Source organism: Burkholderia semiarida (genome assembly GCF_029268935.1).
Classification (GTDB): Bacteria; Pseudomonadota; Gammaproteobacteria; order Burkholderiales; family Burkholderiaceae; genus Burkholderia; species Burkholderia semiarida.
The window spans coordinates 408,624-425,774 of record NZ_JAHLCL010000007.1 but is presented as its reverse complement, the minus strand read 5'-3'; the positions used below and the strand labels follow the sequence as shown (position 1 = coordinate 425,774).

Annotated in this window: 12 protein-coding genes and 2 tRNA genes; 5 read left to right on the top strand and 9 right to left on the bottom strand. The window is 66.4% G+C overall.

Annotated features, from left to right (window positions below; all coding sequences use genetic code 11):
- Positions 1–11 precede the first annotated feature (11 nt).
- From KPB06_RS14985 to tig, 7 genes are all read right to left on the bottom strand, one after another.
- Positions 12–1,949 (bottom strand): SurA N-terminal domain-containing protein, encoded by a 1,938-nt coding sequence (locus KPB06_RS14985; RefSeq protein ID WP_059585181.1) that lies wholly within the window; start codon positions 1,947–1,949, stop codon positions 12–14.
- 353 nt (positions 1,950–2,302) lie between these two features.
- Positions 2,303–2,379, bottom strand: a tRNA-Asp gene (locus KPB06_RS14980).
- Positions 2,380–2,402: 23 nt separating this feature from the next.
- Positions 2,403–2,478: transfer RNA gene (locus KPB06_RS14975), tRNA-Val, on the bottom strand.
- Positions 2,479–2,685: 207 nt separating this feature from the next.
- The gene (gene lon / locus KPB06_RS14970; RefSeq protein ID WP_059585180.1) at positions 2,686–5,109 is read right to left on the bottom strand and encodes an endopeptidase La; all 2,424 of its coding nucleotides are present in this window, start codon (positions 5,107–5,109) and stop codon (positions 2,686–2,688) included.
- Positions 5,110–5,306: 197 nt separating this feature from the next.
- On the bottom strand, positions 5,307–6,578 hold the full coding sequence (clpX, locus tag KPB06_RS14965; RefSeq protein ID WP_006489345.1) for an ATP-dependent Clp protease ATP-binding subunit ClpX: 1,272 nt from the start codon (positions 6,576–6,578) through the stop codon (positions 5,307–5,309).
- A gap of 164 nt (positions 6,579–6,742) precedes the next feature.
- A complete protein-coding gene (gene clpP / locus KPB06_RS14960; protein ID WP_006496351.1) occupies positions 6,743–7,396 on the bottom strand; it encodes an ATP-dependent Clp endopeptidase proteolytic subunit ClpP in 654 nt (217 codons plus the stop codon).
- 140 nt (positions 7,397–7,536) lie between these two features.
- Positions 7,537–8,883 (bottom strand): trigger factor, encoded by a 1,347-nt coding sequence (gene tig / locus KPB06_RS14955; RefSeq protein ID WP_059585179.1) that lies wholly within the window; start codon positions 8,881–8,883, stop codon positions 7,537–7,539.
- A 382-nt stretch (positions 8,884–9,265) separates the two neighbouring features.
- Between tig and KPB06_RS14950 the strand changes: the two genes are divergently transcribed.
- Entirely contained in the window at positions 9,266–10,411 is a 1,146-nt protein-coding gene (locus KPB06_RS14950; protein ID WP_059645528.1) for a glycerate kinase, read from the top strand.
- 62 nt (positions 10,412–10,473) lie between these two features.
- Positions 10,474–10,923, top strand: coding sequence for a MarR family winged helix-turn-helix transcriptional regulator (locus tag KPB06_RS14945; protein WP_059585177.1), 450 nt, complete (start codon positions 10,474–10,476; stop codon positions 10,921–10,923).
- A 184-nt stretch (positions 10,924–11,107) separates the two neighbouring features.
- Here KPB06_RS14945 and KPB06_RS14940 read toward each other — a convergent pair whose 3' ends face one another.
- Both KPB06_RS14940 and KPB06_RS14935 read right to left on the bottom strand, forming a co-directional pair.
- Positions 11,108–12,106, bottom strand: a complete 999-nt coding sequence (locus KPB06_RS14940) for a 2-dehydropantoate 2-reductase (protein ID WP_124861825.1) — start codon at positions 12,104–12,106, stop codon at positions 11,108–11,110.
- A 109-nt stretch (positions 12,107–12,215) separates the two neighbouring features.
- Entirely contained in the window at positions 12,216–13,370 is a 1,155-nt protein-coding gene (locus KPB06_RS14935; RefSeq protein ID WP_060316608.1) for a helix-turn-helix transcriptional regulator, read from the bottom strand.
- A 325-nt stretch (positions 13,371–13,695) separates the two neighbouring features.
- Here KPB06_RS14935 and KPB06_RS14930 point away from each other — a divergent pair, with 325 nt between their 5' ends.
- From KPB06_RS14930 to KPB06_RS14920, 3 genes are read left to right on the top strand one after another with little or no spacing between them, the layout of a single operon-like run.
- A complete protein-coding gene (locus KPB06_RS14930; protein ID WP_476695711.1) occupies positions 13,696–14,718 on the top strand; it encodes a porin in 1,023 nt (340 codons plus the stop codon).
- A gap of 21 nt (positions 14,719–14,739) precedes the next feature.
- Positions 14,740–15,948, top strand: coding sequence for an MFS transporter (locus tag KPB06_RS14925; protein ID WP_275906146.1), 1,209 nt, complete (start codon positions 14,740–14,742; stop codon positions 15,946–15,948).
- 14 nt (positions 15,949–15,962) lie between these two features.
- Positions 15,963–17,072: a class II histone deacetylase gene (locus tag KPB06_RS14920; RefSeq protein WP_275906145.1), complete on the top strand. Its 1,110-nt coding sequence runs from the start codon at positions 15,963–15,965 to the stop codon at positions 17,070–17,072.
- Positions 17,073–17,151: the final 79 nt, after the last annotated feature.

Below are 17,151 nucleotides of genomic sequence, written 5' to 3'. Positions count from 1 at the left end.
CGAAACGACGCTCAGTTGTCGCCGTCCTGCTGCTGGCTGGCCGTCGTGCTGCCGTACAGCTTCACCTTCGAGCGATCGCGCAGCGCGGCGAGGTACGCCTCGCCTTCGCTTTGCGCGTCGACCTGCGCCATCTGCTGCTGCGCGGCCGCCAGTTGCTGCGGATCGACCGCCGAACCCGGAATGACCGCGTTCACGCGATAGATCGCATAGCCGTCCGCGCCGAGGTCGACACCGACGTAAGCCGGCAGCGTCTTCGCATCGACCTTGTAGACGGCGCTCAGCGCAGCCGGCGTCAGGCCCTGCGACTGCGTGCGCGACACCTTCTGCGCGGCCGTAAAGCCGTCCGTCGACTTCGACTTCTGCAGTTCGGCCAGCTTCGCCGCACCGTCCTTCTTCGCGAGTTCCGCGGCCTGCTCGGCGATGACCTTCTGGCGCACGACATCCTTGATCGCGTCGAGCGCGGGCACCGCGGCCGGCTTGTGCTCGGTCACGCGCGCCGAGATCAGCGTGTTGTTGCCGACGTCGATCGCCTGCGTGTTGTTCTGGTTCTTCACCGCGTCGTTCGCGAACACGGCGGCCAGGAACTTCGGATTGTTCAACGGGCTCGTCGGCGGCAGTTGCGGATTCGGCGTCGGCGTGACCGTGGCCGTCTGTATCGTCAGCTTGTACTTGTCCGCGGCCGGCTGCAGCGTCTTCGCCTTTTCGTAGACGGTCGACGTGAAGCCTTCCGCGTTCTCCGAGAACGCCTTCGATGCGTACTGCTGCTTCAGGTCGACCGCGATCTGGTCCTTCACTTCCGCGAACGGCTTGACGACGGCCGGCTTCACTTCGGTTGCCTTCAGGATGTGGAAACCGAGATCCGACTGCACGATACCGCTGACGTCGCCCTGCTTCAGCGAGAAGGCGGCATCGTCGAACGCCTTGCCGCCCGCGGTCGAGCCGCGCGTGATGAAGCCGAGGTCGCCGCCCTTCGCCGCCGACGGCGCGTCCTGCGAGTTCTTCTGCGCGATCTGCGCGAACTGGTCCGGATGCGCCTTCACGTCGGCGAGCAGTTGCTCGACCTTCGCCTTCGCGGCTGCCTTGTCGGCCGCGCTCGCGCTGCCCGGCGCGGCGATGAAGATGTGGCTCACGCGCACCTGCGCTTCGGTACGGAAGTGCGTCGGGTTGTCGTCGTAGAACTTCTTGATGTCCGCCTCGGTCGGCTGCGCGCTCGCGGCCGCCGCTGCCGGCGAATAGACGAGGTACTGGATCGTCGCGGTTTCCGGCGTCGCGAAGCTCTGCTTGTGCGCGTCGTAGTACGCGGCGAGCTGCGCGTCGGTCGGCTGGACCTTCGCTGCGAAGTCGCTCGTCTTCAGCACGAGCGCCTGCACTTCGCGCTGTTGCGCGGCGAGTTCGGACAGGCGTTGCGCGAGGCTCTTCGGCGTGAACGCGCTCGACACGATGCTTGCGGGAATCTGCTGCAGCGCGAGGCTGTAACGCACGCGCTCCTGGTACTGCTCGGGCGTCATCCCCTGGAACGACAGCAGTTGCGCATAGCGTTCGACGTCGATCGTGCCGTCGGGCTTCTTCAGCGACGCGATCATCGGGTCGCTCATCAGCGCGTCGCGCACGGCGTTGTCGGAGGCGGTCAGGTGCAGACGTTGCGTCTCGTCGGCCAGCACGCGTTGCTGAATCAGGCCGTCGAGCACCTGCTTGCGATGCTCGGGCGTATCGAACATCTTGATGTCGAACTGCCCGCCGAGCGCCTGGCGCGCCTGGTCGATCTGCTGACGGAACGCGCCGTCGAATTCGACCCGCGTGATCTTGTGTCCGTTGACCGCCGCGACGTTCGCACTGTCGTCGAAGAAGCCGCGGAAGCCTTGGATCCCGACGAAACCCAGCCCCGGCAACACGATCAGGAGCAGGAGCGCCATCATCAGGCGCTGGTGATTACGGAAGAAATCGAGCATGCGTGACGGGAAAATTGGACAAAACGTCCGATATTACAACATACGGGGTGGGACGGGATAAAACGCAGGCGGCTTCCCCCACTCCGCAATCACGCGCCCGCCAGCGGGCGCAAAACCGAATGCACAAACAACAATGCCCGCACGAGGCGGGCATTGTTGTTCGTTTGGCGGAGCGGACGGGACTCGCCTACATCCCGCAGGCCGCGGCTGCGCTTGCAAGCGCAGCCCTTCGAGTCCCGCCGGAAGCCGCGCAGGCGGCTTCCTCCACTCCGCAATCACGCGCCCGCCAGCGGGCGCAAAACCCACAACGCACAAACAACAATGCCCGCACGAGGCGGGCATTGTTGTTTGTTTGGCGGAGCGGACGGGACTCGAACCCGCGACCCCCGGCGTGACAGGCCGGTATTCTAACCGACTGAACTACCGCTCCTTGGTCTGGCTGAATCGTGAAACTGGTGGGTGCTGAGGGGTTCGAACCCCCGACCTACGCCTTGTAAGGGCGCCGCTCTACCAGCTGAGCTAAGCACCCGTTTCCGATTCGTTCCGACTGCGATCTGCGTTTCCGCATCAACAATCAGCGAGCCCGCAAGTTTAATTCATCCCCGATCATTTTGCCAAGCCTGTGCGTGAATTTTTTTAACGCCCGCGCTCGCACGATGCCGACGCGCATAAAAAAACCCGCGGGCATCGCCGCGGGTTTCGTGAACAACCGTCAACAACGACGGTCGTCAGGGTCTCAGTGCTTGACGACTTCCGTCGAGCCGGCATCCTTCGCCGCCTCGCCGACCGGCGCCGCTGCCTTCGCTTCTTCTTCCGGCGGCAGCGGAGTCGGCGAACGCTCGAGCGCGAGCTCCAGTACCTTGTCGATCCAGCGGACCGGCACGATCTCGATCGCGTTCTTCACGTTGTCCGGAATGTCCGCGAGATCCTTCACGTTCTCTTCCGGAATCAGCACGAGCTTGATGCCGCCGCGATGCGCCGCCAGCAGCTTTTCCTTCAGCCCGCCGATCGGCAGCACTTCGCCACGCAACGTGATTTCGCCCGTCATCGCGACGTCGGCCCGCACGGGAATACCCGTCAGCACCGACACCAGCGCGGTCGTCATCGCACCGCCGGCGGACGGACCGTCCTTCGGCGTCGCGCCTTCCGGCACGTGGATGTGGATGTCCTGCTTCTCGAACGCTTCGTCCTTGATGCCGAGACGCCGCGAACGCGAGCGCACGACCGAACGCGCAGCCTCGACCGACTCCTTCATCACGTCGCCGAGCGAGCCCGTACGAATCACGTTGCCCTTGCCCGGCATCACCGCAGCTTCGATCGTCAGCAGGTCGCCGCCGACTTCCGTCCACGCGAGGCCTGTCACCTGACCGACCTGGTTTTCCTTCGCCGCGAGGCCGAAGTCGTACTTGCGCACGCCGAGGAACGTGTCGAGGTTCTCGCCATCGACCTTGATCGCACCCGATGCCTTCTTCAGCAGCAGCATCTTCACGACCTTGCGGCAGATCTTCGACACTTCCCGCTCGAGCGAACGCACACCGGCTTCGCGCGTGTAGTAGCGGATGATGTCGCGGATCGCCTGTTCGGTGACCTCGACCTCGCCTTCCTTCAGCCCGTTGTTCTTCTTCTGCTTCGGCAGCAGGTAACGCTGGGCGATGCTGACCTTCTCGTCTTCCGTGTAGCCCGACAGACGGATCACTTCCATCCGGTCGAGCAGCGGCGGCGGGATGTTCAGCGAGTTCGACGTCGCGACGAACATCACGTCCGACAGATCGAAATCGACTTCGATGTAGTGGTCGGCGAACGTGTGGTTCTGTTCCGGATCGAGCACTTCGAGCAGCGCCGACGACGGATCGCCGCGGAAATCCATGCCCATCTTGTCGACTTCGTCGAGCAGGAAGAGCGGATTGCGCACGCCGACCTTCGCGAGGCTTTGCAGGATCTTGCCCGGCATCGAGCCGATGTACGTGCGGCGGTGGCCGCGGATCTCGGCTTCGTCACGCACGCCGCCGAGCGCCATCCGGACGAACTTGCGGTTCGTCGCACGGGCGATCGACTGGCCGAGCGACGTCTTGCCGACGCCCGGGGGCCCGACGAGGCACAGGATCGGCGCCTTGACCTTGTCCACGCGCTGTTGCACCGCGAGATACTCGAGGATCCGTTCCTTGACCTTCTCGAGGCCGAAGTGATCCTCGTCGAGTACCTGCTCGGCGTTCGACAGGTCGTTGTTGACCTTGCTCTTCTTGCGCCACGGCAGGCCGATCAGCGTGTCGATGTAGTTGCGCACGACGGTCGCTTCCGCCGACATCGGCGACATCAGCTTCAGCTTCTTCAGCTCGGCGTCGGCCTTCTTCTTGGCTTCCTTCGGCATGCGCGCGGCGTTGATGCGCTTCTCGAGTTCCTCGAGATCCGCGCCCTCCTCGCCCTCGCCCAGCTCCTTCTGGATCGCCTTGACCTGTTCGTTCAGGTAGTACTCGCGCTGGCTCTTTTCCATCTGGCGCTTCACGCGCCCACGGATGCGCTTTTCGACCTGCAGGATGTCGATCTCGGCTTCGAGCTGCGCGAGCAGATGCTCGAGGCGCTCGATGACCGGGAACATCTCGAGGATGTGCTGCTTCTGGTCGAGCTTGAGCGGCAGGCGCTCGGCGATCATGTCGGCGAGACGGCCTGCTTCGTCGATACCCGACAGCGACGTGAGGATCTCCGGCGGGATCTTCTTGTTCAGCTTCACGTACTGGTCGAACTGCGACACGATCGCGCGGCGCAGCGCTTCCGTTTCCGCGCTGTCGGCGTGATCGGGCTCGAGCGGCATCACGTCGCAGGAGAATTGCGTCTCCTGTTCCTCGATGGACAACGCCTTCGCGCGCTGCAGGCCTTCGACGAGCACCTTCACGGTGCCGTCCGGCAGCTTCAGCATCTGCAGAATGTTGGCGATACAACCGACCTCGTACATGTCCTTTTCGGTCGGTTCATCCTTGGCCGCGGTTTTCTGGGCGACGAGCATGATGTGCTTGCCGCCTTCCATCGCTGCTTCGAGGGCCTTGATCGATTTCGGCCGGCCCACGAAGAGCGGAATGACCATGTGCGGGAAAACGACGACATCCCGCAGCGGCAGCAGCGGGAGCGTGATGCGTTCCGGCGGGAGAAGTTGGGTGCCTGACATTTCATTTCCCCATGAGTGGAATCAATTGTTCGGTAATTGAGGCCGCCACAACGAATTGCAAGCCTTCAAGTGCGGGAAATATTCGGTAAGAAAGTAACCACCGCGTGTCGAGTCAGAGTTACCCACAAGATAAACGAAAAAAAGCCGCCCACGGACTCATGAACGGCCTTTTTCGATGAACATCGTCGGCAAGCCGGTCAGTTCGAACCCGCCACCTTCGGCGTGTCCTCGTAGATCAGCAAGGGCTTGCCGTCCCCATCGATGACGTTCTCGTCGATGATGACCTTGCTGACCCCTTTCATCGTCGGCAGCTCGTACATCACGTCGAGCAACGCCTGTTCGATGATCGAACGCAAACCGCGCGCGCCGGTCTTGCGGCGGATCGCCTTGCGGGCGACTGCCTGCAACGCGCCCGGCCGGATTTCCAGCTCGACGCGCTCCATTGCGAACAGCTTGTGATACTGCTTGACGAGCGCATTCTTCGGCTCGACCAGGATCTTCATCAGCGCGGCTTCGTCGAGCTTGCCGAGCGTCGCGACCACCGGCAGGCGGCCGATCAATTCGGGGATCAGACCGAATTTGATCAGGTCTTCCGGTTCCGTTTCGCGCAGCACCTCGCCCGCGTCGCGTTCCTGCTTGCTCTTGACCGTCGCGCCGAAGCCGATGCCGGTTTTCTCGGTACGATCGGTGATCACCTTTTCGAGACCGTCGAACGCGCCGCCGCAGATGAACAGGATGTTGGTCGTGTCGACCTGGATGAAATCCTGGTTCGGGTGCTTGCGGCCGCCCTGCGGCGGCACCGACGCCATCGTGCCCTCGACGAGCTTCAGCAGCGCCTGCTGGACGCCCTCGCCCGACACGTCGCGCGTGATGGACGGGTTGTCCGACTTGCGGCTGATCTTGTCGATTTCGTCGATGTAGACGATCCCGCGCTGGGCCTTGTCGACCTCGTAGTTGCAATTCTGCAACAGCTTCTGGATGATGTTCTCGACGTCCTCGCCGACGTAGCCGGCTTCGGTCAGCGTCGTCGCGTCGGCGATCACGAACGGCACGTTGAGCAACCGCGCGAGCGTCTGCGCGAGCAGCGTCTTGCCGGAGCCCGTCGGGCCGATCAGCAGGATGTTGCTCTTCGACAGCTCGACGTCGTCCTTCTTGTCGAGGTGCTTCAGGCGCTTGTAGTGGTTGTACACGGCCACCGCGAGGATTTTCTTCGCGCGCTCCTGGCCGATCACGTACTGATCGAGGATGTCGCGAATTTCCTGCGGGCTCGGCAGATCCGACCGGGACAGGCTGGCCTCGACGCCGGCGGCAGCCGCCTCGTCGCGAATGATTTCGTTGCAGAGGTCGATACATTCATCGCAGATGAACACCGACGGGCCCGCAATGAGTTTTTTCACCTCATGCTGGCTCTTCCCGCAAAACGAGCAATACAACAGCTTTTCGCTGTTCGAACCTTTTTTGTCCGCCATGAATGTAGAGCCTCCGGACAGGTAGATGACATGATACGCCGATTGCTCCGGACGCCGCGCCTAGGGCGCGACCGGAGCCGGCTGGATGCGCTTGCCGCAGATGCTCAGGGCACTCGGGACGTTCGAGGGCGCCGGCCCGAATCGGGGCGGCACCCCGTTTAAGCTCACGGGCGCTTCAGCAGCACCTGATCGATCAGCCCGTACGCCTTCGCGTCCTCGCTCGACATGAAGTTATCACGGTCGGTGTCGCGCGCGATGCGCTCGACGTCCTGGCCCGTGTGCTGCGCGAGCAGGTTGTTCAACCGCTCCTTCAGGTAGAGGATCTCGCGTGCCTGGATCTCGATGTCGGATGCCTGGCCGCGCGCGCCGCCGAGCGGCTGGTGAATCATCACGCGCGAATTCGGCAGCGCGAAGCGCTTGCCCTTCGCACCCGACGCGAGCAGGAACGCGCCCATGCTGGCCGCGAGGCCCATGCACAGGGTCGACACGTCCGGCTTGATGAACTGCATCGTGTCGTAGATCGCCATGCCGGCCGACACCGAGCCGCCCGGGCTGTTGATGTAGAGGCTGATGTCCTTGTCGGGATTCTCGCTCTCGAGGAACAGCAATTGCGCGACCACGAGGTTGGCGGTCTGGTCGTTCACTTCGCCGACCATGAACACCAGGCGCTCCTTCAGGAGACGCGAATAGATATCGTACGAACGCTCGCCGCGGCCGCTCGTTTCGACGACGATCGGCACCAGCCCCAGCGCTTGGGCCTCGAAACCCTGCGGCGCGTTCGAAGCAAGCATGTCCAGCAATTCAGCGCGAGTGATCATTCAATGAACCTTGTTCGATTGGAAAATTGAACGGAAGGAAGCCGCCCGCTCAATCGCCATATTAATGGCAACCGTGCGCTTGACGTAAAAACGGCGTGCGGGCCGTCGCTCCGACAGCCGGCACGCCGCAAGAGCGACAGTTACGCTTGCGCCGATGCGCTCGCGAGTGCCTCGAAGCTCACTTCCTTGTCCGTCACCTTTGCCTTGCCCAGCACGAAGTCGACGACGTTGCTTTCAACGACGAACGCTTCCATCTCGGCGAGGCGCTGCTGGTTGGAATAATACCAGCGGACCACTTCCTTCGGGTCTTCGTAGCTCTTCGCGAACTCGTCGACTTCCGCGCGGATCTGCTCCGGCTTCGCTTCCAGGCCGTTCGCCTTCACCAGCTCGGCCAGCACGAGGCCCAGCTTCACGCGGCGCTCGGCCTGCTCGGCGAACATTTCGGCCGGGATCGGTGCATCCTTCGCGTTCGGCACGCCGCGCTGCGCCAGATCCTGGCGAGCCATTTCGACGAGACGTTGCTGGTCCTGCTCGATCAGCGCCTTCGGCACGTCGAGTTCGGAAATCTTCAGCAGCGCGTCCATCACCTGGTTCTTGACGATCGACTGCGTGCGGCGCTTCGCTTCGCGCTCGAGGTTTTCCTTGATCTCGGCGCGCATCTTCGTGAGATCGCCGTCTTCGATGCCGAGCGACTTCGCGAATTCCGCGTCGATTTCCGGCAGGTGCGGCCACTCGATCTTCTTCATCGTGACCGTGAACTGCGCCGTTTTGCCGGCGACGTCCTTGCCGTGGTAGTCGTCCGGGAACTTGAGGTCGAACGTACGCTGTTCGCCGACCTTCAGGCCGAGCGCCGCCGTTTCGAATTCCGGCAGCATGCGGCCTTCGCCGAGCACGAACGGGAAATCTTCGGCCGTGCCGCCCTGGAACGCGACGTCGTCGATCTTGCCGACGAAGTCGACCGTCACGCGGTCGCCGTTCTTCGCCGCGGTGTCCGCGCCGCCGTCGCCGTGCTCGCCGGCTTCGCCGCGTGCGTGGTAGTGCACGCGCTGCTTGCGCAGGATGTCCAGCGTGCGGTCGATTTCGGCGTCGCCGATCGTCGTGGTCGAGCGCTCGACTTCAGCCGTCGCCAGATCGCCGATCTTCACTTCCGGGTAGACCTCGAACGTCGCGTCGAACGCGTATGCGTCCTCGGCCTGTTCCTGCTTCGGCTCGAAGCTCGGCTGGCCGGCGACGCGCAGGTTTTCCGCGCGGCTGATCGTGAAGAATTCCTGGCCGATCTTGTCGCTCAGCACTTCCGCCTCGACCTGACCCGCGTACTGTTGCGCGACCATCTTCAGCGGCACCTTGCCCGGGCGGAAACCCGGCATGCGCACGTTCTTCGCGAGTTTCTGGATGCGGGCGTCGATTTCCTTCTGCACGGTGTCTTTCGGCAAAGAAATCGTCACACGGCGTTCAAGCTTGCCGAGGTTCTCAACAACGTTAGCCATGGCTTCAATCGTCCTAAAATTATTCGAGCGAATCGGGTTTTCCTTGCCGTGCCTGCCTGCGGCGCGAGGTGCGCACACTCACACGCCGCGCCGGGGCGCCACGCCATCCCTGCACGCGCCGGATGGCTAGCGCAAGCGGCTCGGAGCACGGCTTTGGCCGGAAGAATCGACTATTCTAGCAAACAATTTTCCTCATACCGCCAGATCGGCGCGACACAGGTTGTCCCGGCCCTGTCTGCGGCCCGTCGCACGCCCCTGCACGCGGATCGCCGCTATGCCGAACGGCGTATCCTCCCCGGCCCCGCCATCCTGTAAGCTCCGATAACGTGCGAGCCACCGTCGTGGCCCGACCTTCATACCAATCACGCCTTTTGGAGACACCATGCCGCACCGCCCGTCCGCGCCTGTCGTCGTCATCGCGCCCGATTCGTTCAAAGGCTCGCTTTCCGCCGAGCAGGTCGCGGACGCGATCGCCACCGGCATTCGCCGTGCCCGGCCCGACGCCGTCGTGCGCTGCTGCCCGATGGCCGACGGCGGCGAAGGCACGCTCGACGCGATGCTGGCGGGCGGCGGTACGCGGCGCACGCTGCGGGTGGCCGGCGCGTCGCTCGCGGCGCGCGATGCGGCGGTCGGCGTGATCGACGCGCGCACCGCGATCGTCGAGACGGCCGAGATCGTCGGCATCACCGACCCGGTCGGCATGAGCGTGCCGGTCGATGCGCGCAGCACGCGCGGGATGGGCGAAGCGATCCGCCTGCTGCTCGACGAAGGCGTGCGCCGCTTCTTCGTCGCGCTCGGCGGCAGCAGCACCAACGACGCGGGCGCGGGGCTTCTCGCGGGCCTTGGCCTGCAGTGCCTCGACGCGAGCGGCCAGCCGGTCGAGCCGGTGCCGTCGCGGCTCGCCGACGTCGCGCGCATCGACGCGTCGGGGCTCGATCCACGACTGAAGGAAACCGAATTCATCGGCATGTCCGACGTCGACAATCCGCTGACGGGCGCGCATGGCGCCACCGCAGTGTTCGGTCCGCAAAAGGGCGTGACGGCAACGCAGGTCGCGACCCTCGATGCCGCCCTTGCCCGCTTCGCCGATCTGCTCGAGGCCGCGCTCGACCGCCGCGGCCGCGATCTGCCGGGCGCGGGCGCCGCGGGCGGCCTCGGTTTCGCGCTGCACATGCTCGGCGCACGCTTCGAGGCAGGCGCCGAAGTGGTCGCGCGCCAGGTCGGACTCGACGCCGCACTGGCCGGCGCCGACTGGCTGATCACCGGCGAAGGCCGCTCCGACGTGCAGACGCTGCACGGCAAGGCGCCGTTCATCGCGTGCCGGCACGCGCGGGCCGCCGGCGTCCCCGCGTCGCTGCTGTCGGGCGCGGTCGATCCGGCCGCGCTGCCGCGCCTGTCCGAGCATTTCTCCGGCTGCTTCTCGCCGGCTCCCGGGCCGATCACGCTCGACGTCGCAATCCGCGATGCGGCGAATCTGCTCGCGAACGAAGCAGAACAGTTGACACGGCTGAAGTACGGCGCACACTGACCGTTGACCCGAGCGCGCGATACAGGAACAATCGGGCCCGCCCTTTTTCTTCAGGATTCGACATGAAAGGCCGCCAAGCCGGGCTCGATCAGTTTCTGACCTATCGCCTCCATGTGCTCACGAAGCACTCCGACCGCGGAATCGGCGAGGTGTACCGGCACAAGCTCGACATTTCGCTGCCCGAGGCGCGCGTGATCGCCGCCGTCGGCGCGTTCGGTCCGTTCTCGATCATGGATCTCGCACGCCACACCAATCTCGACAAGAGCCAGGCGAGCCGCGCGGCCGAAGCGCTGCTGCGCCAGGGGCTGCTCGAGCGCGGCGCGAGCGAGGAGGACGGCCGGATCGTGCTGATCGCGCTGACTGCCGACGGCCGCGCGCTGTATCGCAAGATCATGCCGATCGTGCGCAAGTGGAACGACGGCTTGCTCGCATGCCTGTCTGACAGCGAACGTCAGACGTTCGAGCGGCTGCTCGACAAGGTCGTCGCGCACGCAGTCGAACGCGACGACTGAGCGTCGCGTCGGCCCCGGCATCGCCGGACGGCCGCTTGCCGCGGGCCGCATTGATCCGATGAATCAGACTGGCCGCACGGGGTCGCGTCACACGCGATCCGGTCGGCCCGTTTTGCATCACGCGGCGATCTCGCGCGAAGCGCGCGTTGCCGGCAGCCGCGCATTCGCGCCGGCCTGGCGCACACTACAACCCGCTGTTCGTCGCGCGCTGACGCAACAATCCGAGCACTGCGTCGCAGTACGGGGTCGGCACGCCAAGCTTGCGACCGAGTTCCGGAAACACGCCGAGAATCGGCCCGATCTCGAGCGGGCGCCCCGCTTCGAAATCCTGCAGCATCGACGTCTTGAACGCGCCGAGCTTGCGCGTGACCGCGATCCGCTCGGGACCGCTCATCCCGGTGGACAGGCCGAGCTTCGCGCCGATCGCGGCCGCCTCCTCCATCATCCGCAACGCCAGATCCTGCGTGAACGGATCATCGAGCAACTGCTCGGCCGTTGAACCGGTCAACGCGCTCAGCGGGTTCATGTTCATGTTGCCCCAGAGCTTCGTCCAGATCTCGGTCCGGATCGCGGGCGTCGACTCGACGTCGAAACCGCCGGCCGAGAGTGCCGCGGCGAACCGCGCCGTGGGCACGTCGAGCCGCGGATCGGGGGTGCCCACGATCAGCCGGTTGCCGCGCCCGCGCCGCACGACGCCCGGCGCGTCGGTACTCGACGACAAGTGCACGACGCAGCCGATCGCCCGCGCGGGCGGCAATGCCGCCGACACCGCACCGGCCGGATCGACCGCCTCGAGCGGCACGCCGTCGAGCGCTCCTTCGAGCCCGTGCGTGAACCACCACGGCAACCCGTTCATCGCCGCGACGATCACGGTGTCGGGCCCGACCAGCGGCGCAATGCGCGCGGCCAGCGCCGGCAGCGCCTGCGCTTTCAGCGCGATCACCACGTAGTCCTGCACGCCGAGCGCGGCCGCATCGTCGCTTGCCCGCACCGGCACCGACGACGTCGCGCCCGCCTCGTCGATCACGCGCACGCCATGCGTATTCAGCGCATCGAGCGTCGCGCCGCGTGCGTACGCGCTCACCGTCATGCCGGCTCTGGACAACGCAACCGCGAGCAATCCGCCGATCGCGCCGACCCCGACCACCGCCGCGCGCACCGACCCTGAATTCGTGTCGTTCATGATGGGATTCCGTCTTCCGAGAGCAGACGAGCATAACGCTCAATAGTTGCGGGCACAACCATTCCGACAACGCCGGGCGCTCCCTGCGGCACCCGGTCATGCGTGCGCGTCAGCGCGGCATGCCGCCGGCTTCCACCGCCTCGTCGTCGGCCGTACCGCCCGTCGTCGCACCGAGCACGCCGGCTATCTGGCTCTTGTCGTGCATGCCGAGCTTGCGGTACGCGCAGCGCAGGTAATGGCGCACGGTCGTCGGCGAGATCGCCATCTGCTGCGCGACTTCCTTGTGCGAGCGCCCGGCCCCGTAATAGCGGATCGCCGCGAGCTCGCGCGGGCTGAGCCGGTCGAGCAGCGAGCGCGGCCGTGCCTCGATCTGGAACAACCCGGCGACGGGCACGCACTGGATGCGCAGCGCGTCGCCGACGAACGGCTGGCCCGACTGGCGTCGCAGGTGCGCGACGAGCGCCTCCGGCACGCGCGGGCCCGCCCAGGCCGGCCACTCGGCGCGCAGCACGTCGTCGAAACCGGGGTCGGCATGGTGCAGCACGCCGAAGTTGTCGCACAACGCTCGCGCGGCCGGGGCGACCGTGTCGGCGCGCTCGCGTTCGCGCGTGAGCTGCGCGGCGCGATTGATCGTCAACGCCGCCGCGAGGTGCGGAATGAGTTCCTCGAACCGATGTGCGTCGTTGTCGCCGAACGGCCGATTCAGGCCCTGGCGGTAAATCGACACGAACGTCGTCAGGCCGAAGCGGCGATCGATCGTACAGACGAACATCAGTTGCGCGAGCCCGTACTTCACGCACCAATCGCGAAATCGTGCATCGAGCCCCGGCTCGATGACCGTCAGCCGCACCGCGCGACCGTGCGCGCCGTGCAGCGTGCGGTGCGCGAGCGGATCGCAATCGCGCACACGCTTCCAGTCGGTGAAGAACGCGTGCGGCAACCGGTACAAAAAGCTGTTGTGCATCACAGGGCCGGTCGGCACGTGGGTCGCGACGCCCGTCCACGCGGCATCGAACGGAATGAGGGCCTGCAGCAGCGAAAAGAACCGGTACTCGAATTCGCCGATGGCGGACTGCGCGGCCACCGCGTACAGGTCGAGCAGCATCAGGCCGAGTTCGCGCTGCGGCGCGTCGCCACGCGTGACGCCGTCGAAATCGGCGCGCCGGGACGGCCGCGTCGGCCACGCGAATTCGTCGAGCACGATGGCGGCCGGCACGTCGCGCAGCGCGTCGAGGTCCTGCCCGATATCCGTCGTGATCCTCACTTTCCGCTCCCCTGCCCGCTCGGGCTGCTGATGTGCGCAACGACACGGCCGATTATAGCGAGCCGCTTTTTTGGCGGGCCACGGTGCCGGAACGCTCGTCAACCCCATCCATTTGAACGGTGCACCGCGCATTGCTGCTACGCAGCACCGCGCGAGACGGCATCGCACGGCGTTCATGCGGGGCACCGCGGGTTTTCCGCACCGTTCATCTGGACGACTGTTCGAAGGTTTTCCCGCTACGGACACTGCGTCGCGACAACACCAACGACAACTCGATGCAGCACGGTATGGAGAACCCCACGTGACGACACCCCGCTTCATCCGCATGGCCGCGGCCGCCGCGACGCTCGCCGCATGCGGCGGCGCCGCGCACGCGCAGTCCGCCCTCACGCTGTACGGCGCGCTCGACGCCGGCGTGCAGTACCTGACGCACGCCGACGGACATCAGTCCGCCGTGCGATTGCAAAACTACGGCATCCTGCCTTCGCAGATCGGGATCAAGGGCCACGAGGATCTCGGCGGCGGCTGGCGTGCGCTGTTCAAGCTCGAACAGGGCCTCAACCTCAACGATGGCACCGCGACCGTGCCCGGCTATGCGTTCTTTCGCGGCGCATACGTGGGGATCGCGGGGCCGGTCGGCACCGTCACGCTCGGCCGCCAGTTCAGCGTGCTGTTCGACAAGACGCTGTTCTACGACCCGCTCTGGTATGGGTCGTACAGCGGCCAGGGCGTGCTCGTGCCGATGAACGCGAACTTCATCGACCACTCGGTCAAATACCAGTCGCCGACCTTTGCCGGCTTCGACGTCGAGGCGCTCGCCGCAACCTCCGGCGTCGCCGGCAATACGCGCGCCGGCCGCGTGCTCGAGCTCGGCGGCCAGTACACGAGCAACGGCCTGTCGGTCGGCGCGGTGCTGCACCAGGCGCACGGCGACGTATCGGCGGCCGGCGACGCATCCGCACGGCGTCGCGAACTCGGCACGCTCGCCGCACGCTATGCGTTCGCGACGCTGCCGCTCACCGTCCATGCAGGCGTCGAACGCCTGACCGGCGACCTCGACGCGGCGCGCACGATCGTGTGGGGCGGTGCGCGTTACCTGATGTCGAACGGGATCGGCCTGAACGCCGGCGTCTACCACACGGATTCGCACACGCCGGCGATCGGCCACCCGACGCTGTTCATCGCGAGTACCACGTATGCGCTGTCCAAACGCACCGTCGCCTACGTGAACCTCGGCTATGCGCGCAACGGCGGGCAAAGCTCGCAGACCGTCTACGAATACGACCCGACACCGCTTGCCGGCGCGTCGCAGTTCGGCGCGATGGTCGGCATGTACCACCTGTTCTGATTCCCTCGACGAGATCCCGCCATGAAAATCCTGTCCCCGGATGCCGCCCGCTCGCCCGACGTCCGCGCGTCGACGTTCGCACGCTCGACCCTCGTCGCGCTCGTCGTGTTCGCGGCCATCACGCCGCTGTTGCTGCTCGTCGCGCCCGCCGTCGCCGGCCAGCTCGCGACGCAGCTCGGCTTGACCGCATCGCAGATCGGCACCTACTTCTTCGTCGAACTCGGCGCGTTCAGCCTCGCGACCGTGCCGTCGTACCTGTGGCTCGGCCGGATCGACGCGCGCCGCGTCGCCGCGTTCGCCATCGCGCTGTTCGGCGCGGGCAACCTGCTGACCGCGCTGTGGATGCCCGGTTTTGCCGCGCTGCTCGCGCTGCGCGCCGTCACCGCGCTCGGTGGCGGCTCGCTGATGGTGCTCTGCATGACCAGCGCCGCGACGAGCGGAAACAGCGACCGCGTGTACGGCCTGTGGGTCGTCGGCCAGTTGATCGCGGGCGCGATCGGCCTGTTCGTGCTGCCGCACGTGTTCGCCGCGTTCGGGCTGCGCGCGCTGTACGTCGCGCTCGCGGTGCTCGCGCTGCTCGCGGCGCCGCTGTCGCGCGGGTTTCCGTCGTCGCTCGGCATGCGAACGGCATCCGCGCGCACCGCGCACGGCGACGCGCCCCACACGCCGCGAAGCTTCGTGGTGCTCGCCATCGGCGCGGTGCTGACGTTCTATCTCGCGATCGGCAGCGTATGGACGTTCGCGAGCCGCGCGGCGGCCGAGGCCGGGCTCGATCCGCAGTCGACCGGCAACGTGCTCGCGATCGCGAGCGTGATGGGCATCGCCGGCGCGGCGCTCGCATCGTGCGCGGGCGGCCGGCTCGCGCGGCGCGCGATGCTCGCGGCCGGCTACGCGCTGCTCGCGGCATCGCTCGTCGCGCTCGCCGCGATGCGCCACGGCGGCAGCTACAGCGCGGCGATCTTCGGGTTCAAGTTCGCATGGACCTTCGTGCTGCCGTTCATTCTCGCGACGGTCGCGCAGATCGACACGTCTGGCCGGCTCGTCGCGACGCTCAACTTCGTGATCGGCGCGGGGCTCGCCGCGGGCCCGCTGCTGGCCGGCCTGATGCTCGACGCCGGCGGCACGATGCGCGCGCTGTTCGCGGCCGCGACGGCCGTCGCGATCGTGTCGTTCGCCGCGCTGCGCCACATCGATCGCCGCGCGCGCCCCTCCGTTTCCTCCCAACCGTGACAGGTCAAGCACCCATGAATCGCACTGCCTTCTTCACCGACGAACGCACTTTCTGGCACACCGGCGGCACGCACGCGCTGTTCCTCCCGGTCGGCGGCTGGGTCCAGCCGCCGTCGAGCGCGGGCTATGCGGAATCGCCCGATTCGAAGCGCCGCATCCTGTCGCTCGTGCAGGCGTCGGGGCTGGCCGCCCGGCTCGACCTGCGCGGCGCGGCGCCCGCGACGACGGCCGACCTGCTGCGCATTCATCCGGCGCACTATCTCGACGCGTTCCGCGCGCTGAGCGACGCGAGCGGCGGCGACCTCGGCGATCTCGCGCCATTCGGCAAGGGCAGCTACGAGATCGCCGCGCTGTCGGCCGGCCTCGCGATCGCGGCGGTCGACGCGGTCGTCGGCGAGCGCGCGGCGAATGCGTTCTCGCTGTCGCGTCCGCCCGGCCATCATTGCCTGCGCGACCGCCCGATGGGCTTCTGCCTGCTCGCGAACATCCCGATCGCGATCGAGGCCGCGCGCGCGAAGCACGGCATCGAGCGCGTCGCGGTGATCGACTGGGACGTGCATCACGGCAACGGCACGCAGTCGATCTACTACGACGATCCGGATACGTTGACGATCTCGCTGCACCAGGATCGCTGCTTTCCGCCCGGCTACAGCGGCGCGGACGACCGCGGCGAAGGCGCGGGCATCGGCGCGAACCTGAACGTGCCGCTGCTCGCGGGCAGCGGCGACGATGCCTACCGGTATGCATTCGATCGGATCGTGCTGCCGGCGCTCGCCCGTTTTCGCCCCGAGCTGATCGTCGTCGCGAGCGGCCTCGACGCGAGCGCGGTCGATCCGCTCGCGCGCATGCAACTGCATACCGACAGCTACCGGTTCATGACCCGCGCGGTGAAGGACGCCGCGCAGCGCCATTGCGGCGGGCGGCTCGTGATCGTTCACGAAGGCGGCTATTCGGAGGCGTACGTGCCGTTCTGCGGGCTCGCGATCGTCGAGGAACTGGCCGGCATTCGCACCGAGGTCGCCGATCCGATGCTCGATCTCGCGATCGCGCAGCAGCCGGGCGAACGGTTCGTCGCGTTTCAGCGCGAACTGCTCGACGAACTGGCCGCGTCGTTCGGGTTGTAACGGGCGGGAACGGACGTGGCAAGGGCCGGCCCGCGCCGGCCCTTGCGCGATCCGCGCGGATGGGGTTTCCTGTGCCTTT